This is a genomic window from Nocardioides soli, from assembly GCF_014191495.1.
Lineage (GTDB): Bacteria > Actinomycetota > Actinomycetes > Propionibacteriales > Nocardioidaceae > Nocardioides > Nocardioides soli.
This window is the reverse complement of the sequence record NZ_JACHWR010000002.1, coordinates 1,599,493-1,619,541: the sequence shown is the minus strand read 5'-3', so window position 1 is coordinate 1,619,541 and position 20,049 is coordinate 1,599,493. Positions and strand designations below refer to the sequence as shown.

Here is a 20,049-nt window from a genome sequence, read left to right as displayed (position 1 = left end):
GGAGCTCAGCGCAGGGGGTCGATGGCGCGCAGGGGCGCGGGAGCCCGGCCGGTCGCGATCTGCTCGGCGAGCAGCCGGCCGGTCACCGGTCCGAGCGTGATGCCCCACATCCCGTGGCCACCGGCCACGAAGACGCGCGAGTCGGTGGTGGCACCCACCAGAGGCAGGCCGTCGGCGGTGCACGGCCGCGCGCCCACCCACTCGTCCTCCCGCTGGTCGAGGTGGGCACCCTTCAGCAGCGTTCCGGCCTCGTCGACGAGGGCCTGGATGCGGCGCGGGTCCATCGGCGCGTCCGCCTTGCGGAACTCCATCATCCCGGCGATCCGCAGCCGATCGCCCACGGGCGTGCAGGCGACACGCTGCTTCGGGAAGTAGACCGGCCCCTGGGGCAGGTCGTCGACCTTGACGGTGAACGAGTAGCCCCGGCCCGCCTGCACGATCCGGCGGACGCCGTACCGCCCGGCCAGCTGGTTGAGGACCGCGCCCGTGGCGATCACGACAGCGTCGAAGCGCTCGCCGCCGACGCTCACCCCGCCGCTGTCGCTGCGCAGCTCGCTGACGTCGTGGTCGCCGCGGATCACCCCACCCCGGGCGCGCACGGAGTCCGCGACGGACGCGACGTACGCCGACGGGTTGAGGTACCGCTCGTCGAGGATCCGGATCGCGGTGCCGATCTCGTCGGAGAGCGCGGGCTCCTGGGCGCGCGCGGTGGCGCCGTCGAGGGCCTCGAAGTTCACCGACTGCCCGCAGGCCCGGATGTGCTCGAACTCCTCGAGCAGGGCGCGGCTGTCCTCGACCGTGCGGAACGCCGCGACGAAGGGCTCCGCCGCCTTGGTGCGCGCGGTGACGCCGCCCCGCTCCATCTCGTCGAAGGCGGCCAGCGCCTCGTTGTTGAGCGGGATCAGGGTCTGCATCGCACGCTGCCAGCGCTGCGGCGTGCAGTTGCGCGCGAACTGGATGAGGAACCGCCACAGACGCGGGTCCGCGCTCGGCGGGACGAACACCGGCGACGACGGGCTGAGCACGGCGCGCACGCCGTACTTCAGCACCGAGGGCTCGGGCAGCGGCACCGCCATGCTCGGCGTCAGCCAGCCGGCGTTGCCCCAGCTGGAGCCGGCGGCGACGCCGGTGCGGTCGAGCACCGTGACCTCCACGCCGTGCTCCTGGAGGTACCACGCGGTGGAGAGTCCGACCATCCCCGCACCGAGGACCGCGACGCGCCGGGGAGGTGAGCTGATGCTGGAGGCCATGACTCGATGGTCCTGCGACCAACTCCGTCTGTCTTTGTGCTCTCGGCTCACATTCCAGTGCCGATGCTGTGCTGCCGGAACAAGGTGACGGGTGCTCCGTCGTCGAGGAGCATGATGGGCGTCGCCGATCGCCGACCGGCGATCACCGTGAGGAGGCAGCCGTGCTGAGCGATCTGCTGACCGAGCTGCCCGGCCGCGTCATCACCGATCCCGACGTGATGGCCGCCTACTCGCGCGACCAGTGCGGCGCGGCCGAGAGTGGAACGGCCGCCGCGGTCGTCCTGGCCAGGTCGACCGAGGACGTCCAGGCGGTGCTGCGGATCGCCTCCCGACACCGCGTGCCGGTCGTCACCCGGGGCACCGGCACCGGCCTCGCCGGTGCGGCGAACGCGATCGACGGCTGCATCGTCCTCTCCCTCGCCGCGATGGCCGAGATCCTCGAGATCGACCCGCTCAACCGCACGGCCCGCGTGCAGGCGGGGGTCGTCAACGGCGACCTCGACGCGGCCGCCAGGCGGCACGGCCTCTTCTACGCACCGGATCCGGGCAGCCGGGCCATCTCGTCGATCGGCGGCAACCTGGCGACGAACGCCGGCGGGATGTGCTGCGCCCGCTACGGCGTCACCCGCGACCACGCGCTCCAGCTGACCGTCGTCCTCCCCACGGGAGCCGTCACGACCATCGGCGCCACCACTCGCAAGGACGTGTGCGGACTCGCGCTCGTGCCGCTCGTCGTCGGCTCCGAGGGCACGTTGTGCGTGATCACCGAGGCGACCGTCCGCCTGACGCGGCTCCCCCCTGCCCGGGCGACCGCGGTCGCGACCTTCGCCTCGACCGCGACGGCCGTCCACTTCGTCGCCGAGTCCCTCCACGAGCCGGCGGCCGCCGAGCTGATGGACCGCGTCACCGTCCGCGCCGTCAACCGGATGACGGGCATGGGACTCGACGAGGACGCCGGCGCGACGCTCATCGTCCAGCTCGACTCCGCCGACCCGGACCGGAGCGTGGCGGCCTGCGTGGCGGCCGCGCAACGGCAGGGGGCGCTCGACACGTTCTGGACCGTCGACGCCGACGAGGGTGCGATGTTCATGGAGGCGCGCCGCGCCGCCCTGCCGGCCCTCGAGCAGCTCGGCAGCGTGCTGCTCGACGACGTCTGCGTACCGCTGACCCGGCTCGCCGAGATGCAGCAGCGGATCGACGCGATCGCCGAGCGGTGCGAGGTCACGATCGGGACCTTCGGGCATGCGGCCGACGGCAACCTCCACCCGACCGTGGTCTACGACCCGGCGGAGCCGGGTGCGTCCGACCGGGCCCGGCAGGCGTTCGACGAGATCCTGCGGGCCGCTCTCGCACTCGGCGGCACCGTGACCGGCGAGCACGGCATCGGGTCGCTGAAGACGGCGTTCGTCGGGGATCAGCTCGACCCGGTCGGGCGCGAGCTCATGCATCGCGTCAAGGCCGCCTTCGACCCCGACGGGATCCTCAACCCGGGCCGCGCCTACTGAGCGCGCGACCAAGGCTCGCACTGCCCGGTAGGTGGACGGCGCCCGACCGACGGCCCGCGCCTGCCTACGCTCGCTCACACGCCCGACGGCACCGACCGCCCCTGCAGGAGTACAGATGACCTACCGCCCCGAGACCCTGGCCGTGCACGCCGGCCAGGAGGAGCACGACCCGGCCACCAACAGCCGGGCCGTGCCGATCTACCAGACCACGTCGTACGTCTTCAACGACACCGAGCACGCCGCGAACCTCTTCAGCCTCGCCGAGCCGGGCAACATCTACACCCGGATCATGAACCCGACGCAGGACGTCTTCGAGCAGCGGATGACCCAGCTCGAGGGTGGCGTCGGCGCGCTGGCGGTGGCGAGCGGCTCGACCGCAACGACCTACGCGGTGCTCAACCTGACCTACGCCGGCGACAACATCGTGGCGCTGTCGACGCTGTACGGCGGCACCTACGCGCTGTTCGCGCACACGCTGCCGCAGTTCGGCATCGAGGTGCGCTTCGTCGACCCGGAGAAGCCGGAGGACCTGGCCCGGCACGTGGACGAGAAGACCCGGCTGGTCTTCGGCGAGACGGTCGGCAACCCGAGCATCAACGTCGTCGACCTCGACGCGTGGGCCGAGGCCGCGCACGCCCAGGGCCTGCCCCTGATCATCGACAACACCGCGCCCACGCCGTACCTCGTCAAGCCCTTCGAGCACGGCGCGGACGTCGTCGTGCACGCCGCGACGAAGTACATCGGCGGCCACGGCACCTCCATCGGCGGCGTGATCGTCGACTCCGGCAACTTCGACTGGGCGGCGCACTCCGACCGGTTCCCGGGCCTGACCAAGCCGGACCCGGCCTACCACGGCGCGGTCTGGACCGACGCGGCCGGCCCCGCGGCGTACATCATCCGGGCCCGCACGGTGCTGCTGCGCAACACCGGCGCCGCCACCACCCCGATGAACTCCTGGCTCTTCCTGCAGGGCCTCGAGACGCTGCACCTGCGAATGGAGCGGCACAGCGAGAACGCGCTCAAGGTCGCGGAGTACCTCCAGGGTCACGACGCGGTCTCATGGGTGAACTTCCCCGGTCTGCCCAGCAGCCCCTACAAGGCGGTGCTCGACCGGATCGGCACCGGCAAGGGGTACGGCGGCCTGATCAGCTTCGGCGTGAAGTCCGGGCGCGAGGGCGGCAAGCGCTTCATCGAGTCGCTGGGCCTCTTCAGCCACCTCGCCAACATCGGCGACGCGAAGTCGCTGGCGATCCACAACGCCACCACGACGCACAGCCAGCTCACGCCCGAGGAGCTCGAGGCCGCCGGCGTGCCCGAGGACATGGTGCGGCTCTCGATCGGCATCGAGAACGTCGAGGACATCATCGCCGACCTGGACCAGGCGCTCGCGGCCAGCAAGTGAGCGGCCGGTCCCGGCCAGCACCATGGAGAGTGACACGATGACGCCGTGAGCGGCACGCTCGGCTACGTCGAGACGCAGCGGGTCGTCCTGGCCGACCAGGACGACCCGCTGCTCCTGCGTGGCGGCGGCCGGCTCGACCACGTCGAGGTCGCCTACGAGACCTACGGCACGCTGTCGCCGGCGCGCGACAACGCGATCTTCGTCTGCCACGCCCTCACCGGCGACGCCCACGCCGCAGGGCTGCACCTGGGCGCGAAGAAGCGCGGCTGGTGGGACAACCTGATCGGTCCGGGCAAGCCGGTCGACACCGACCGGTTCTTCGTGATCTCACCCAACCTGCTGGGTGGCTGCTCGGGCACCACCGGTCCGCTGTCGACCGATCCCGCCACGGGGACGCCGTACTGCCTCGACTTCCCGATGCTGCACATGACCGACCTGGTCGCGGTGCACCGGCGGCTGGCCGCGCGCCTCGGGGTGGAGCGGCTCTACGCCGTCGTCGGCGGGTCGCTGGGCGGCATGCAGGCCCTGCAGTGGGTGATCGACGATCCCGACGCGCTCGACCGGGCCCTCCTGGTGGCCGCGTCGTCGCGGCTGTCGGCGGAGAACATCGCCTTCTCCTCGGTCGGCCGCGAGGCGATCATGTCCGACCCCGACTTCTGCGGTGGCCGCTACGTCGAGCAGGGCGTCTTCCCGTGGCGCGGCCAGAAGGTCGCCCGGATGATGGCCCACATCAACTACGTCTCGCCGCAGTCGTTGGAGGCCAAGTTCGGCCACCGCCGGCGCTCGCACGGCGACGACTGGACGCTCCAGCCGGACTACGAGGTGGAGCACTACCTGCAGCACCAGGGACAGGTGTTCCTGGACCGGTTCGACGCCCTCTCCTATCTCTATCTGACCCGACTGCTCGACTACTTCGACCCCTTCGCCGACCCGGGGACCGCCGCCGCGCTGCGGCGGACGCGGACCCGCTTCCAGCTGACGTCGTTCGACTCCGACTGGCGCTTCGACTCGGCGCAGTCGGCGGCGCTCACCGAGCAGCTGCGCGACCTCGGGGTGGAGGTCGACTGGGCGGAGCTGGCCTCACCCTTCGGCCACGACTCGTTCCTCCTCGAGCCGCCGGGCTACCACGAGCGCATCGCCAAGTTCCTCGCCTGACCCGCTCCCCGGCGGGGCGGGACCTCAGACCCGCGCCGCGACCTCGGACTCCGTGGGTTCGGGCAGCTCGGGCAGCACCATGTTGAACCGCCGCTGCTGCGCGCTGACCACGACGTCCTGCGACTCGGAGCGGCCGCTGCCGGGGTCGAGCGCGGTGAGCACGTAGCGACCGAGCGGCGGCAGTCCGAGCTCGTAGTGACCACCCTCGTCGGTACGGGTCGCACCCACCGACTCGCCCGTGGCGTCGGTGAGCACGACCAGCGCGTCCTCGATCGGCCAGCCGCCCCGGGAGATCACCCCGGCCACGGTGAGTCGCTCGGCGACCTCGAGCTCCGGCACCACCTCGGGGGCGAGCTGGCGCAGCTCGGACCGCGCGGCCCAGCCCTCGGCGGAGTAGATGACGAGGTACTCCCCCGCACCCGGCAGCACGACCGACCAGCGTCCGTCGTTGTCGGCGCGCGACCAGTCCGCCTGCCGGCCGCTCCGGTCGAGCACCGACACGACCGCCAGCCGGGCCGGCCGGCCGTCGGAGCGCCGCACCCGACCGCGGACCACGACCTCGGCGCCGGCGTCGGCCCGGCGTACGGCGTCGGCACGGACGGCCGTCGGCCTCTCCCCCGGCCGGGCCGCGGGCAGCGGCGCCAGGGCGGGTGCGATCCGGGCCGGGACGAAGAAGCCGACCGCGGCACCCAGGAAGGCGGCGGCCGCGGCGAGCCAGCTCGTCGCGTGCACCGCCGCCTCCGACGGGAAGCCGCCGGCGACGGTGCCCGCCGCCAGGACCGCGGCGACGGTCGCCGAGCAGGTCGAGGTGCCGATGGAGCGGACCACGGTGTTGAGACCGTTGGCCGCCGCGGTCTCGGTGATCGGCACCGACTGCATGATCAGCACCGGCATCGCCGCGAAGCTCATCACGACGCCGATCGAGACGATCGCGACGCCGATCAGCAGCTGGAGGGCCGAGGCGTCGAACAGCACCCGGGCGACGTAGCCCAGGCCGGTCACCAGCAGTCCGCCGACCAGGGTGGTCCGGGGGCCGAACCGCCGGGTGATCGACGCCGAGATCGGCGACATCAGGACCATCAGCAGACCGCCGGGCAGCATCGCGAGCCCGGCCTCGGTGACCCCGAGGCCGAACCCCACGCCGCTCACGACGGGCAGCTGGAGCTGCTGTACCGCCACCAGCATGTTGGCGAACATCGCGAACCCGGCCAGCAGCGCGGCGATGTTGGTCAGCAGCACGGGTCGGCGCACCGAGGTGCGCAGGTCGACCAGTGGCTGGCCGGTGCGCAGCTCCCACGGCGCCCAGAGCGCGAACACGAGCGCGGCGACCACGAAGGACAGCAGGGTCCACTGGGACGTCCAGCCCCACGAGCCGCCCTTGGAGATGCCCAGCAGCAGCGACGTCAGCGCCACCGACATCAGCACGGCGCCCAGCCAGTCGAAGCTGCCGGGGGTCCGCAGCGTGGACTCGGGCACCACGGTCAGCACCAGCACGAGCAGGACCACAGCCATGACCACGCTGCCCCAGAAGACCGCCTGCCAGCCGATCGACTCGTAGATCACGCCCGAGAGCGGGAGCCCGACCGCCCCGCCGATGGCGAGCGTCGCGCTCATCAGCGCGACCGCTCCGCCGATCCGCTCCGGCGGCAGCTCGTCGCGCATCGTGGAGATGCCGATCGGGATCAGCGCCGGGGCGAAGCCCTGCAGCGCCCGGGCGATGATCAGCACGACCAGGGAGTCGCTCGCCGCGCCGAGCAGGGAGCCCGCGAGGAGCACGAGCAGCGACACCACGATCATCCGGCGCTTGCCGTGCATGTCGGCGAGGCGGGACAGGATCGGCGTCGCGACCGCGCTCGTGAGCAGCGTGACCGTCACCAGCCAGGAGGCGTTGTCGGCGCTGGTGTTCAGCAGCTTCGGGAAGTCCGGCAGCAGCGGTACGACGAGCGTCTGCATCAGCGAGACCGCCGTGCCGCAGAGCGCGAGCACCAGCACGATCGGGCCGGAGCGGCGGGATCGCTCCGGGGTCGCGGCGGGAGTCGTGGCGGTGGCCGTGGCGGTCACCGGGCCGCCCTCGACGACGAACGCCGCCGCGAGCCCGTCCGGTCGATGCCGGGGTCCGACCGATCCTGCGAAGGTCCGACCGCTTCGTCCGGGACACCCACAGGCTCGATCAGATGCATGAAGGCATCGTCTCAAAGAGTTCGGACAGTGGGCGCGCGAGATGCAGCACACCGAGCGGATCTTCCGGCTCATGCGATACTCGCCGCGTGGGACCAGGCCGACCGGCGCAGACGTCTGTCGACGAGCTGGTGGCCTTCGAGGCCGCGACCCGCGACCTCGTCGGCCTGGCGCTGCGCAGCGTGGAGCACGCCGAGGTGTCGCTGCCCCAGTTCCGCCTGCTGATGGTGCTGCACGAGCTGGGTCGCGCGAGCTCGACCCGGTGCGCGCAGGCGCTCGGGGTGGCGGGCTCCTCGGTGACCCGGCTGGCCGATCGGCTGCACGCCTCCGGGCACCTGGTCCGCGGCGCGGACCCGGGCCACCGCAGCGTCGTCACGCTCGAGCTGACCGACGCGGGGCGTCGCGTGGTCCGGCAGGTGACGACGCAGCGCCGCCGGTCGCTCAGCCAGGCGCTGGACCGGCTCGAGCCGGCGGAGCGGGCCGCCTGCGCGGCCGCGCTGACGAAGCTGCACGACCTCCTGGCCGAGACCGGCGCCGTCGAGCCGCACCCGCACCTGCCGCTGTGACCCGCGCGAGGCCGCGCCTCGCCCGTCGGCGCCCGTCGGCGGAGCGAGGCCGAAGTCTTGCGTGTCACAACTCTTGCTTCCTGCAAGAGTTTGCGCGAAGGTGAACTGGACTGGTTCAAGAGTTCGGGTGGGGCCATGCGACACCGCCCGCCCCGGGCCCGCCGGGCGGTCGCGCCCGGACCACGACGCATCGCCCCACCATTCGCCCCACCATTCGCCCCACCATCGAGCGGAGACGCACATGAGCACGACCGTCAGCAGCCCGGCCCTCGACCACGCCGGCGTCCGAGGCCCGCAGAAGCTGGGGCCGCTGACCCCGCTGGTCGGCGAGTGGGAGGGCGACGTCGGCGTCGACCTGTCGTACCACAACCAGGACGACGAGACCGGCCACACGTCCTACTTCGAGCAGGCCACCTTCAAGCCGATCCCGATCCAGGAGAACGGCCAGCAGGTCCTCTGGGGGCTGAGCTACTCCATGACGGCGTGGCGACACGGCGAGGAGGCGATGGACCCCTTCCACGACGAGATCGGCTTCCTGCTGTGGGACAAGGCCCACGGCCAGGTCATCCGCAACGTCGTCTTCGGCCGCGGGATCGCGATCCTCGCCGGCAGCGACGCCCGGCCGGGCGACCGGGTCCTCCGGTTCGACGCCAAGCCCGGCGACCCGTCGTACGGCATCCTCCAGAACCGGTACCTGATGGAGCGCGCGGAGATCAAGGACTTCACCAGCGCCTTCACCTTCGAGGACGACGACACGTTCAGCTACACCTCGGACCTGCTGCTCCGGCTCGCCACCACGGGCGCGGAGATGCACCACACCGACCAGAACACGCTGCGCCGGGTCCGGCGGTACCACCCGAGCGCCGTGCTGGGCTGAGTCCTCGCTCGCGCACGGGCCGGGCGGGGACCATCGCGTGCCCGTGGTCCCCGGCGACGCCGGGTCATCAAGGGATGAAGATCGACCAGCGCCTCCCCAGCCGAACTCAGCCGGGGAGGCGCAGCCTCGCCCTCATACCTTGATGAAACCTCCCTCGGAGGGGCGCGCCGGCACCAGTGGGCGGGACCCAATTTGGCGCGATCGGAGAAGCCGCCGGTGTTATCGTCGCGTGCCACCGAACCCGTGGAGGTGCGCGAGCATGCCGGGTCCTCGTCGTCTCGTCCTCGTTCCGGCCGGATGCGTCCTGCTGCTGGCTGGAGCCCTGCCGTCGGCAGCAGGTGCCGAGCGTCCCCCGCCGGAGACGGTCGTCGTCCACGACAGCCGCGCCTCGGCCCCGGTTGTCGACATCTCCCAGGTCCGGCTGGATGCCAGCTGGTACTGGGACTCCGTGCAGAGCGTGCGGGTGCGGGTGCCGCAGGGCTTCCGGCCGGGTCATCGGCTGACCGCGTGGTTCGACCTCGACGGCGACGCGACGCCCGACGGCCACGTCACCCTCCAGCTACGCACGCCGACGCGGCCCCACGGGACGGCACTGCGCAAGGTCCAGGAGTTCCGGGTGGGCGGCGGCTGGAGCCGCGGGGGCAAGCGCGTGTCGTGCACGACCCCCGAGGGCGATCGGCCGGCCGCCGGGCGGATCCGGAGCGGCCAGCGGAGCGTCGTGCTCGCGCTCGACCTCTGGTCGTGCCTGCGGGCGCCGACTCCGGGGGCCGTCGACCCGGGCTCGTGGCGGGCCGCGGTCCGGGTCGCGAAGGGCGGGCAGGCCGACATGGCTCCCAGCCGCCGCCGCTGGAGCGCACCGGTGGCGGGCTGGGGCCCCTGCGATCCCTCGGGCGGTCGGTGCTGAGCGGTCGGCCGCCGAGGGCCGGGCTCTCAGCCGTCGGCCTCCTGGGCCTCCTTGGCGGCCGCCTTGATGTCGTCGGCCTCCGTCTTGTCGATGGCGGACTGGACGATGGCGTCGGCCCGCTCGAGCGCCTTCTGGATCCTGACGGCGCCGGGGTCGGAGACCAGGGCGAGCAGGCCCGAGTGCCCGGGCGGGATGGCGTGCTCCAGCTGCTGCTCGAGCTCGCCGTGGTGATGGCGCTGGCGCAGCTTGCCGACGAGCGCGCCGGCGGAGCCGGCGACGGCCGCACTGCCGAGAATCGACGGCGGGAAGATCACGCCGAGCGCGATGCCGCCGACGATGCCCCACTTGAGCCCGGACCTCGTGCTGTGGTCGGTCGCCTTCTGGACCTCCAGCTTGCCGTCCTCGGAGCGGCGCACCACGATGACGCCCTCGACCGCGACGGTGCGGCCGTCCTCGATGGACTTCAGGGCCTCGTACGCCTCCCACGCCATGCTGGTGTCGCTGAAGTCCGCGACGAGGAGGGTGCGGGCTCCGTCGGAGACCGCGGCGGCGCTCACCTCGAGGTCGGGGTTCTTGCTCTCATCTGACATTCCGGGCGCTCCTTGATCGGGGGCTTCCACCTTCGAGCCACCGGGGCCCGATGGCATCACCCGGTACGGGTGGATCGGCGGTGCCGCGGGTCCGGTCGGGCGCCGCCGGGCCGACGAGCACGCCTCACCTCGGCTTCCGCTTGAACGTCCGTCGCTGGGCCGGAAGGTCCGACCCGACGTCGGCGCGTCGCGCCTCGGCACGCTCCTCGGCCTTCTTGCGGATCCGGGCCGTGACCGTGCTGACGGCGGTCGCGATCACGAGGACGTTGAACACCATGGCGACCAACACCAGTCCCCGGGCCACCTGGCCCTGGGCATGGATGTCGCCGTACCCCACGGTGAGCAGGGTGGTCATCGTGAAGTAGAGCGAGTCCAACCGGGTCTCCAGGCCCACGATCTCGCCAGGGTAGGAGGTCGCGAGCCGGTAGAACGCGAGCGCGAATGCGAGCACCGCGATCACCAGGGCGAGCAGCAGCCCGTCGACCTGCCGGTTCTGGTCCTCGACGTGGACGACGACCTGCCAGATCACGCCCGCCGCGAGCAGCAGGAGCGCGGCCACCCCGGTGACCGCGCGCGCCACCAGGTTCTCGTCCTCGAGGCTCACCGGGACGGTGAAGTAGGCCACCAGGGCGAGTGCGGTGAACGTGAGCAGGCGCAGCACCCGCCGCCAGCCGGTCACCCGCGTCGTCCCCTCGCGGCTGCACCCGCGGCAGGCGGGCGTCCCCGGGCGGTGGGCTGGCTGGTCATGCGCTCATGGTCGTCCCGTGACCGCTGCGCCGGGCTCGCCCGATTCGGGTGGACGGAGCGCCCGTTCGTCACATCAGGTGCATCGAGCACGTGGGGGCCAGCGCGGCACTGCGCCGGTTGACCGAGGACTCGGCGTACGGGCTGGAGACGTGAGTCCTCACCGTGCTCCAGCCCTTGCCTGCGACGGTCCGGATCCAGTTCGGGAGGTCGACGGAACCGTCGGCGTCGTCTTCGAGGGCGTCCCGCTCGCTGTTGCGGCGCGGCAGGGGCTGGCCGGTCTGCGGCGAGGAAGCCGCCCGGGCGGATCGAGCCGTGCTCAGCCTCGAGGCTCAGTCCGTCAGGGACTCGAGTGCAACGACGGCGGCGAGGAGCAGCGCCTCGTCCTCCCCCGCCTCGATCTCGACACCGTAGGTGTCGCGCACTCGGAACCAGCGCTTGGAGATCCGCGCCACCGCGTCGCCGTCCCGCTCGATCTCGTACTCGTGGTCGACGATGTTTCCGTGGGCCTTCAGGTCGGCCCCTCCCTCGACGTCGATCGCAAAGCGGTCCCGGATGCCCACCAGGGCCTTGTGCACGGTCGCCACCGGACGGCCGTCGCGCTCGATCGCGACCTTGTCGCGAACGCTGAGCTTGCGCTCCTGGATCGTGGCCACCTCGCGGCCGGACAGGTCCTCGAGCACGAACGACTCCCGGACCCGCAACGCCTTCCCGTTCACCTTGTAGACGCGCTCGCCCTGCTCGTCCTCGATCCAGAAGTCGTCCCCGATCGACGCCAGCTTCTGCCGCATCTGGAAGCGTCGAGCGTCCCCGCCAGCACGGCGTCCGCGCAAGATCCCCATCCCGGTCCCACCTCTCCACGAGCTTCGATGCCGGCAGCATGCTGCTCCGCGCCGCCGCCGGGCATCACACAGACAGGGTGAGGTGGTGACCCCGGGGCCACCGACTACCCTCGAGTCGGAGGGATCGACTCGGTTCACCTCATGGCGATGACGACGCTCGGCGGCGCCGTCCCCCTACGCTGTTCTCGGTGGCAACGACCGTTGGGGGAGCCGAGAAGCCGCCGATGCCGCGACCGGGCATCGGCGGAGCCGTCGTGGTTCCACTGGCCAAGACCCGCAGGCCGCGTCCATTCCGGGGCGCGATCACGCGGACCGCGCTGATCGGTCGGCTCACCGCGTCCGCGGAGGACGTGCTGCTGGTGCTGGCGCCGGCGGGCTTCGGCAAGACGACCCTGGTCGCCCAGTGGGCCGACGCGGCCGGACGACCGGTCGCCTGGACCACGGCCGGCGCGACCGATCACGACCCGGTCGTGCTCATGTCGTCGATCCTGGCCGCCATCGGCCAGGCCGGCGTCGGCCTGGTCCTGCCCGCGGGCATCCTGACCGGCGACGAGCCGGCGTTCTCCCGCCGCGTCCTGCCGAGCTTCCAACGCGCCGTCGAGAGCATCCGACGGCCCGTCACCCTGGTCGTCGACGACCTGCACGCGATGGCCGGCTCGCCGGCCACGGCGGTGCTCGAGGCCGCGGTGGACTCGCTGCCCGAGGGATCTCAGGTGACGCTGGTCGGCCGCTCCCGGCCGGATCTACCGCTCGACCTGTGGCGGGGCAGGGGTCGCTTGAGCTCGGTCGGCCCCGACGAGCTCGCCTTCTCCCCCGCCGAGGTGCAGGAGTACCTGCGCCGGGCGCTGGAGCGCACACCGGCGATCGACGAGACCCAGGGAGTTCATCGACTCACCGCCGGGTGGCCCGTGGGCGTCTATCTCCAGGCCCTGTCCCTCGCCCGCCGTGGCGCCCTGTCCGACACCGCCGCTCGCGAGGTGCACGACTTCATGGACACCGAGGTGCTCTCCGGCGTCTCCGGGGAGATCGCGGGCTTCCTTCGCCGTACGTCGATCCTGGCGTCGTTGAGCGGCGCCCTGTGCGACCACGTGCTCGAGGACACCACGAGCTCCGACCTCCTCCGTCGCGTCGAGAAGGCGACCCTGCTCGTGTCCCGACTGGAGGGGCCCGGCGGCTGGTACCGGACTCATCCCCTGCTCCGCGAGCGGCTGTCCGACACCCTGCTGGTCGAGGAGCCGGCACTGACCGCACGCCTGCACAGTCGCGCCGCGCAGTGGTACGCCGAGCGCGGCCACGAGGACGAGGCGATGGCTCACGCGGTCGAGGGCGACGACCACGAGCTGTTGGGCAGCCTGATGTGGGAGTACGGCGCCCAGGCACTGATGCTGGGACGCTCGACCACCGTGCAGCATTGGCTGGCCCGGGTCCCACCCGACGTCAGCGCGACCAGCCCGGGGGTCGCTCTCACCGCAGCCTGGACCGCTGCCGAGAATGCCGACGGACCGAGCGTCGAGCGGTGGGTCGCCTCCGCCCGGATCGGCCTCGGCGAGGACTGGTCGACGAGGCTCGATCGGTCCACGATGGAGCCCGGCCTGGCCCTGCTCGTCGTGTTGGGCGGAGCGCTCCCGACGGCCGATGCGCGTGATCTCGCCGGTGCGGCCGCCGCCGCGCTGCCGACGAACAACTGGGTGCGGTCGCTCGGTCTCATGGTGCACGGATGGCTCCAGGTGCTCGCCGGCTCGTTCGACGAGGGCCTCGCGACCCTCGAGCACAGTCGGGCGGTCGCCGACTCCATCGGCATCGGCACCACCGCCGTCGAGGCACCGGCCGTGATGGGATTCCTGCACGTCACGCGTGGCGACCTGAAGTCCGCCGCGTTGATGGCGGCGGCCGCACGAGCCGCCTGGAACGCTCACCACATGCGGGACTCGGCGCCGGCCACCGCACTGTTGTTCGGCCTCACGAGCTACCTCGAGGTCGGGCGCGGGCAGTTCGACACCGCGCGCGCCGACCTGGCCCGGACCGAGCCGCTGACCACGGACCTCGCCCGCGCCATGCCCAGCGTCGCCGTCCTGGTCGATGCGTTCAGCGCCCAGTCCTGGGCGATGATCGGCGACGGCGGGTCCGCCCGGAACGCCCTCGACCGCGCCGACCGGACCCGAGCCCTCGGCCCGCCCTCGGCGTGGCTCGACGACGTGCTCGGCGCCTCTCACCGAGCCGTGGCGGCACGATCCCCCTTGGCTGCCCTGACCCCCGGGGAGCTGCGCGTGTGGCACCAGCTGAGGACCGTCCAGACCGTCCGCGAGATCGCCGAGGTCCTGTACCTCTCACCCGACACCGTCAAGACGCACATGGCGGCGATCTACCGGAAGCTGGGGGTCACCTCACGACGTCAGGCACTCGCGATCGTCGACGAGGTCGCCGACCTGCCCTGAGGCACACCACTCACCGGCCGCGGCTCGGGGATCAGCTGAGCATGTCCTTGACCAGGGGCACGACCTCGGTGCCGTAGAGCTCGATCGAGCGCAGCAGGTCGCCGTGCTGCACCTGGCCCTGGTCGTACTTGAGGTCGAACCGGTCCAGGCCGAGCACCTTCACCGTGCCGGCGATCTTGCGCGCCACGGTCTCGGGCGAGCCGACGTAGAGCGCACCGTCGCCGACCTCCCGCTCGAAGTCCCCGGGCTGCGGCGGCGGCCACCCGCGCTCGCTCCCGAGCTTGGTCCGCATCGCCAGCCAGCCGTCGTACACCAGGGCCCGGGCCGCCTCGTCGGTCTCGGCGACCAGCCCCGGGGAGTGCACCGCCACGCGCTGCCGCGGGACGCCGAACTGGTCCTGCGCGCGCTCGAACAGGTCGACGTACGTCGCGAACCGGTCGCTCGGCCCGCCGATGATGGCGAGGAACAGGCCGAACCCGTAGCGCGCCGTCCGCACCACCGACTCCGGGCTGCCGCCGACGCCGACCCAGGCCCGGATCCCGCCCTCCGTCTTCGGGAAGACCTCCTGGTCGGCCAGCGCGGCGCGGGTCGTCCCCCGCCAGGTCACCGGCTTCTCCTTCAGGAGCGCCGCGAGCAGCTCGAGCCGCTCCTCGAACAGGGTCTCGTACTGGCTCAGGTCGAAGCCGAACAGCGGGAAGGACTCCGTGAAGGAGCCGCGGCCAGCGACGATCTCCGCGCGGCCCCGCGACACCGCGTCGAGGGTGGCGAACCGCTCGAAGACCCGCACCGGGTCGTCGGAGCTGAGCACGGTGACCGCGGACCCCAGCCGGATGTGCTCGGTGCGCGAGGCGAGGGCGGCCAGCACCATCTCCGGGCTCGACACGGCGAAGTCCCTGCGGTGGTGCTCCCCCACGCCGAAGAAGTCGAGCCCCACCTCGTCGGCCCGCGCCGCCTCCTCGACGATGTCGCGGATCACCTGCGCGTGCGTCTGTGGCCTGCCCTCGGCGTCCTGGGTGACCCCTCCGAAGGTGTCGAGGCCGAACTCGATCTCAGTCATGGACATTTCAATCATCTGTCCGGGTCCGGCATTCCCGCCGGCACGTGACGGTCGACCGAGCGGTGTGGCTACGCCGCGTCGTGAGCCCGCTTGAGCAGCTCGGCGGCGTTGCGCAGCGACACGATGTCACCGACGAGCTGGTGCATCTCGGCACGGCACTCGGCCATCGTGGCGCTGGTGCCGGCCGTCTTGAGGTGGTCCTGGAGCGTCGCCGCGTGGTCGAGCGCGGTGGCCGCGGACTGGTCGACGAGTTCGATGATTCCCATGCTGGTCTCCCCCCAGAGATCGGATGGGCTGCTTCCTCCCCACGCATCGAGGGTCCCCAGCCCGCGCCCCTGACCCTAGGCCGGACCTGACCACCGAGGGATAGCCCGAACGGGCCAAAATGCCGGGGTGTCGGGCGGGCTATCGAGTCTGACTGCACCTGACAGCCGCCGGTCATGTCGGACCGCGCGTCGGGGTCCGGGCGGCGGTGCGTCAGCAACCGTTCCGGCGCGGGGAACGGTTGCCTGCTCACCGCCGCCCGGCACCCCCGGCACCCCGATCGACGGCACCCCGATCGACGGTGCGCAGCTCGTCGTCGTGCGCGGCCAGTCCGCCCAGCATCCGGTTGTAAGCCACGAGCTCGGCGTCGTCGTCCCGGTCCGCGCGCCGGTCGTGGCGCACGGCCTCCCGCGCGTCGCTGCGGTACCACTGGATGACCAGCGTCATGAGGAGCAGCACCATCGGGACCTCGCCCAACGCCCAGGTCAGGGAGCCGCCGACGTACTGGTCCTGGAGCAGGTCGGTCGCGTACGGACGGTCCAGCAGGCGGTAGTACCCGCCACCGATGACGGTCGACTCGTTCATCACCGCGATGGCGAAGAACGAGTGGAACGGCATCACGACCAGCAGCAGCCCGAGCCGGGCGAAGTGGGAGGGACGACGCGGCACGGGCGCGTTGCCGACGAGCACCTCGAAGTAGAGGCATCCCACGAGCAGGAAGTGGAGCTCCATGAAGGCGTGGCCCAGGTGGTTCCTCATCAGCGCCTCGAAGAGCGTGCTGAAGTAGATCGCGTAGAGGCTGCCGACGAAGAGGATCGCGGCGACGACCGGGTGCGTCAGGACCCGCACCGGCCGCGAGCGGAGCACCCCGGAGAGCCAGTGTCGCGGTCCCCGCCCGCCGGGCGCGTCGGCACCCGGCAGCGTCCGTAGGGCGAGCGTCACGGGCGCGCCCAGCACCAGCAGGATCGGCGCGATCATCGAGAGCACCATGTGGGCGGCCATGTGCGCGCTGAACATCGCGTGGGAGTAGGTTCCGAGGCCGCCGATGGTCGCGTAGCCGACCAGCGCGAGGCCGAGGTACCACGACACGGTGCGCCCGGCACCCCAGCGAACGCCCTGTCGGCGCAGCGACAGCACCCCGACGGCGTACGCCGTGCCGCCGAGGCCGAGGATCGCCAGGCCGATGCCCGACGGCGTGAGCTCGGTCAGCAGCCGGTACGGCGTCAGGGCGGGCGGCACCGGACCGCCCAGCAGGCTCTCCGCCAGCGAGGTGTAGATCTCCCCCACGGGCGGCGGCGTGCGGCCGAGCCCGACGCCGAGCGCGGTCGCGACGGCCAGGACGCCGACCTCGATGCCGGTGAGCACCGTGAGGTCCCGCCAGCCCCGGCCGTCCTGCGCGAGCCGCCCGAGGGCGACCTCCCGGCTGAAGAACGCGACGAGAGCGACCACCCCCAGGAGGAGCACCTTCACCAGGGCGCCACGGCCGTAGTCGCTGGTGACGAAGCCCGTCGGGCCACCGAGCCGGACCAGCGCGTTCACGACGCCGGAGACCGCGGTGACGCCGAGGCACCACGTGGCGACCCGGGCGAACCTGCGGGCGGCGACCGCTCGGAGCGCCGGGGCGGACCCGAGGTGCCACCAGAGCGCGACCACCCCACCGACCCAGACGCCCGCGGCACCCACGTGGAGGAGCAGGCTGACGACGGCCGTGTCGTGGCTGCCGGCGGCCGCGGAGTGGCCGGTGAAGACCGGCGGCATCAGCGTGGCGACGGCGAGCACGAGCAGCACTCCCACCTCACGCGCCGTCAGGGCGAAGCGGCTGGCGGCCGCGATCACCAGCGCGAGCGCCGCCTGGACCAGCAGCGCCCGACCCTGGTCGACGCCCCGCGCGAAGCCCCAGACCTCCTCAGGCCGCACGTGCCGCACCGGCACCGCGAACTGGTCGGAGTAGGTCAGCACCAGCACGCCCACGGTGACCAGGAACCACGCCAGGGCGAGCGGTCCGACCGTGCGGACCGCTCGGAAGGCCCGGCCGCCCAGCTCGCCGCCACCCGGCATCGTCAGCGGGGGCACCAGCAGGGCGCCGACGACGGCGATCCCGAGCAGCAGTCCCAGGTAGGTGAGCACCGGCAGCCCCCACCCCGTCCACGGGCCCGGGTCGGGCAGCCCGGCCGGCTCGGGCCGGGGCGCACCACCGCCGAGGAGCAGCAGCACGACCAGCGCCCCCAGGCCGAGGACGACGATCCCTCCGAGGGCCGTGCGGCGGCCGGAGAGCACGGAGGGCGCCGTCACGGCTCGGTACGCCGCGCGAGCAGCAGCAGGAGCAGGGCGGCCGAGAACAGCGCGGCACCGACCGCGATCGCGACGACGTGCCGTCGGGCGAACGAGTCACCTTGCCCCGGTGCGGGATCTGCGGTCGACCGGGCCGGACCACCCGCCTCCGGCGTGGCTTCGGACGGCGCCGCCGCGGACGGCGTCCCGGTCGGGTCCGGTCCCCCGTCGCCGACGGTGAACGCGATCTCACCCGTGACCGGATGGCCGTCCTCGGAGACGACTCGGTAGGCCATGGTGTACGTGCCCTCCGGCCCCTCCGACACGGCCTGCCTGACCACCGCGCCGTCGACCTCCGGATCGCCGTCGGTCACCGACGAGCCGTCGGGCGCGGTCACGATCACGTACGCCGGCGCGGACATGTCCTGGTTGAACTCGAAGGTCACCTCGGCGGGCAGCACCCGGAGCCGGTCACCCTGCGCCGGCGACGACGACACGAGAGCCGCATGCGCGGCGGCCGGTGCCGCCGGCAGCACCGCCAGCGCCAGCACTCCGAGCAGTGCGCCGGTGAGGGCTCGGACGACGGTACGGATCGCGGCGCTCACAGCTGGGTGCTCCAGTAGTCCCAGAAGCGCACCAGGATCAGCACGAGGATCACCAGGTACCAGAACAGCACGATGAGGTACCGCACCGACCACAGGCCCTCGACCAGACGGTGCGACCCGCGCAGCCGCAGGGCCACCAGCACCGACCAGACCGCGATCGGGATCGTCACCGCCCACACCACCATACACCAGGGGCAGAGCGCATCGATCCGGTAGAGGCTCTGGAAGGCGAGCCAGTGGACGAACGCGAGCCCGGCCGCGGCGCCGACTGCCAGCCCGACCATGATCCCGTGCGGCAGCCGCGTCCCGGTCGCCAGCACCACGCCGATCGTGACCACGACGCTGAAGCCGATCAGGCCGAGGAGCGGGTTCGGGAACCCGAACGCCGAGGCCTGCTCGGTCACCATCACCGACCCGCACGACAGCACCGGGTTGAGGTTGCACGACGGGGTGTACGTCGGGTCCTCGAGCAGGCGGAACTTGTCCACCGTGAGGGTGAAGGCGGCGAGCAGGCCGATCACGCCGAGGACGACGAGTCCCGCGCCGAAGCCGCGGACCCGCACCGGCTCGTTCGCGTCGACCACGCCGCCCACCTCGTCGGGCCGGTCGCTCACTTCGCACCAGCCTCGGCGACAGCTTTCTGGATCGACGCCGTGTCGGTGCCGCCGAGCTTCGTGCCGTTGACGAAGACCGTCGGCGTGCCGCTGACCTCGCCGCTGAAGACGTCCGCGGTCTGCTGGGCCGCCCAGTCGTCGTACCGGCCGTCGTCGATGCAGCCCTCGACGGCGCCGCCGGCGCCGGCGTCCTCGGCCATGCCGACGAGCTGGTCGTCGGGCAGGCCGGCGCCGCCCTCCGGCGGCTGCTGCTCGTAGAGGGACTGGTGCATCGCCAGCCAGGCGTCCTTGCCGGCGTCCTCGAGCACGCACATGGAGGCGTTGAGGGCGCGGGTCGAGTAGCCGGTGGTCGACATCCGGTCGAGGAACGCGATCGGGCGGTACTCGACGGCGACCTGGTCGCCCTCCCGGTAGGACGTCAGCAGGTCGACGTTCGCCTGCTCGAACTGCCGGCAGGCCGGGCACTGGAAGTCCTCGACCGCCTGAAGGGTGACGGGTGCGTCGGCGGCGCCGAAGCGGACCGCACCGTCCTCGGTGAGGCCCGGCGGGGTCGTGGCCACCGCGCCGTCGCCGTCCCGCTGGCTCAGGACGACCAGCGTCGTGGCCACGACCGCGACGACCGCGACGAGGCCCACGGCGACCTGGATCAGGACCGTCCGGCGCCGGTCCCGGCGACGCTGCTGCTGCATGAGCTGCGCGGCCGCCGCCCGGCGGTCGGCGCTCGCGGCCCGCTGCTCCGCGGGCACGGGTGGGAGGTTCGGCTTCTTCTTGCTCTGCTTGCTCATGACTG

18 protein-coding genes are annotated in these 20,049 nt (G+C 72.4%); 7 read left to right on the top strand and 11 right to left on the bottom strand.

Annotated features, from left to right (window positions below):
- Nucleotides 1-5 precede the first annotated feature (5 nt).
- The gene (locus FHU40_RS17965) at nucleotides 6-1,250 is read right to left on the bottom strand and encodes an NAD(P)/FAD-dependent oxidoreductase (RefSeq protein ID WP_183593585.1); all 1,245 of its coding nucleotides are present in this window, start codon (nucleotides 1,248-1,250) and stop codon (nucleotides 6-8) included.
- 161 nt (nucleotides 1,251-1,411) lie between these two features.
- On the opposite strand from FHU40_RS17965, the gene FHU40_RS17960 reads away from it, so the two are divergent.
- The 3 genes from FHU40_RS17960 to metX all read left to right on the top strand — a co-directional run bounded on the left by FHU40_RS17960 (nucleotide 1,412) and on the right by metX (nucleotide 5,312).
- Entirely contained in the window at nucleotides 1,412-2,755 is a 1,344-nt protein-coding gene (locus FHU40_RS17960) for an FAD-binding oxidoreductase (protein ID WP_343057916.1), read from the top strand.
- A 115-nt stretch (nucleotides 2,756-2,870) separates the two neighbouring features.
- Nucleotides 2,871-4,157 carry an O-acetylhomoserine aminocarboxypropyltransferase/cysteine synthase family protein gene (locus FHU40_RS17955; protein WP_183593584.1) on the top strand — a complete coding sequence of 429 codons (1,287 nt, stop codon included), beginning with the start codon at nucleotides 2,871-2,873 and terminating at the stop codon, nucleotides 4,155-4,157.
- Nucleotides 4,158-4,202: 45 nt separating this feature from the next.
- The gene (metX, locus tag FHU40_RS17950; protein WP_183593583.1) at nucleotides 4,203-5,312 is read left to right on the top strand and encodes a homoserine O-acetyltransferase MetX; all 1,110 of its coding nucleotides are present in this window, start codon (nucleotides 4,203-4,205) and stop codon (nucleotides 5,310-5,312) included.
- Nucleotides 5,313-5,336: 24 nt separating this feature from the next.
- Here metX and FHU40_RS17945 read toward each other — a convergent pair whose 3' ends face one another.
- Entirely contained in the window at nucleotides 5,337-7,373 is a 2,037-nt protein-coding gene (locus tag FHU40_RS17945; RefSeq protein WP_221199890.1) for an MFS transporter, read from the bottom strand.
- Between the two features lie 206 nt (nucleotides 7,374-7,579).
- On the opposite strand from FHU40_RS17945, the gene FHU40_RS17940 reads away from it, so the two are divergent.
- The 3 genes from FHU40_RS17940 to FHU40_RS17930 all read left to right on the top strand — a co-directional run bounded on the left by FHU40_RS17940 (nucleotide 7,580) and on the right by FHU40_RS17930 (nucleotide 9,837).
- On the top strand, nucleotides 7,580-8,056 hold the full coding sequence (locus tag FHU40_RS17940) for a MarR family winged helix-turn-helix transcriptional regulator (protein ID WP_252274610.1): 477 nt from the start codon (nucleotides 7,580-7,582) through the stop codon (nucleotides 8,054-8,056).
- Between the two features lie 241 nt (nucleotides 8,057-8,297).
- The gene (locus FHU40_RS17935) at nucleotides 8,298-8,933 is read left to right on the top strand and encodes a heme-binding beta-barrel domain-containing protein (RefSeq protein ID WP_183593580.1); all 636 of its coding nucleotides are present in this window, start codon (nucleotides 8,298-8,300) and stop codon (nucleotides 8,931-8,933) included.
- A 259-nt stretch (nucleotides 8,934-9,192) separates the two neighbouring features.
- The gene (locus FHU40_RS17930; RefSeq protein ID WP_183593579.1) at nucleotides 9,193-9,837 is read left to right on the top strand and encodes a hypothetical protein; all 645 of its coding nucleotides are present in this window, start codon (nucleotides 9,193-9,195) and stop codon (nucleotides 9,835-9,837) included.
- Between the two features lie 26 nt (nucleotides 9,838-9,863).
- On the opposite strand, the gene FHU40_RS17925 is transcribed toward FHU40_RS17930, so the two are convergent.
- The 3 genes from FHU40_RS17925 to FHU40_RS17915 all read right to left on the bottom strand — a co-directional run bounded on the left by FHU40_RS17925 (nucleotide 9,864) and on the right by FHU40_RS17915 (nucleotide 11,962).
- Nucleotides 9,864-10,427 carry a DUF1269 domain-containing protein gene (locus FHU40_RS17925; RefSeq protein WP_183593578.1) on the bottom strand — a complete coding sequence of 188 codons (564 nt, stop codon included), beginning with the start codon at nucleotides 10,425-10,427 and terminating at the stop codon, nucleotides 9,864-9,866.
- Between the two features lie 124 nt (nucleotides 10,428-10,551).
- Nucleotides 10,552-11,106, bottom strand: coding sequence for an ion channel (locus FHU40_RS29615; protein ID WP_183593577.1), 555 nt, complete (start codon nucleotides 11,104-11,106; stop codon nucleotides 10,552-10,554).
- A gap of 397 nt (nucleotides 11,107-11,503) precedes the next feature.
- A complete protein-coding gene (locus tag FHU40_RS17915) occupies nucleotides 11,504-11,962 on the bottom strand; it encodes an LURP-one-related/scramblase family protein (RefSeq protein ID WP_183593576.1) in 459 nt (152 codons plus the stop codon).
- A gap of 239 nt (nucleotides 11,963-12,201) precedes the next feature.
- Here FHU40_RS17915 and FHU40_RS29610 point away from each other — a divergent pair, with 239 nt between their 5' ends.
- A complete protein-coding gene (locus FHU40_RS29610) occupies nucleotides 12,202-14,448 on the top strand; it encodes a winged helix-turn-helix domain-containing protein (RefSeq protein WP_183593575.1) in 2,247 nt (748 codons plus the stop codon).
- Between the two features lie 31 nt (nucleotides 14,449-14,479).
- Here the strand turns inward: FHU40_RS29610 and FHU40_RS17905 are convergent, their stop codons facing one another.
- The 6 genes from FHU40_RS17905 to FHU40_RS28415 form a co-directional block, all read right to left on the bottom strand.
- Nucleotides 14,480-15,505, bottom strand: a complete 1,026-nt coding sequence (locus FHU40_RS17905; protein ID WP_183593574.1) for an Atu2307/SP_0267 family LLM class monooxygenase — start codon at nucleotides 15,503-15,505, stop codon at nucleotides 14,480-14,482.
- 68 nt (nucleotides 15,506-15,573) lie between these two features.
- Nucleotides 15,574-15,771, bottom strand: coding sequence for a hypothetical protein (locus FHU40_RS17900; RefSeq protein WP_183593573.1), 198 nt, complete (start codon nucleotides 15,769-15,771; stop codon nucleotides 15,574-15,576).
- A 247-nt stretch (nucleotides 15,772-16,018) separates the two neighbouring features.
- Entirely contained in the window at nucleotides 16,019-18,061 is a 2,043-nt protein-coding gene (locus tag FHU40_RS17895) for a cytochrome c oxidase assembly protein (protein WP_183593572.1), read from the bottom strand.
- The gene (locus tag FHU40_RS17890; protein ID WP_183593571.1) at nucleotides 18,058-18,645 is read right to left on the bottom strand and encodes a copper resistance CopC family protein; all 588 of its coding nucleotides are present in this window, start codon (nucleotides 18,643-18,645) and stop codon (nucleotides 18,058-18,060) included. Before FHU40_RS17890 ends, FHU40_RS17895 begins: the two co-directional genes overlap by 4 nt.
- Nucleotides 18,642-19,259 carry a vitamin K epoxide reductase family protein gene (locus FHU40_RS17885; RefSeq protein ID WP_343057914.1) on the bottom strand — a complete coding sequence of 206 codons (618 nt, stop codon included), beginning with the start codon at nucleotides 19,257-19,259 and terminating at the stop codon, nucleotides 18,642-18,644. Before FHU40_RS17885 ends, FHU40_RS17890 begins: the two co-directional genes overlap by 4 nt.
- On the bottom strand, nucleotides 19,256-20,044 hold the full coding sequence (locus tag FHU40_RS28415; protein ID WP_183593570.1) for a DsbA family protein: 789 nt from the start codon (nucleotides 20,042-20,044) through the stop codon (nucleotides 19,256-19,258). Before FHU40_RS28415 ends, FHU40_RS17885 begins: the two co-directional genes overlap by 4 nt.
- Between the last annotated feature and the right edge of the window lie 5 nt (nucleotides 20,045-20,049).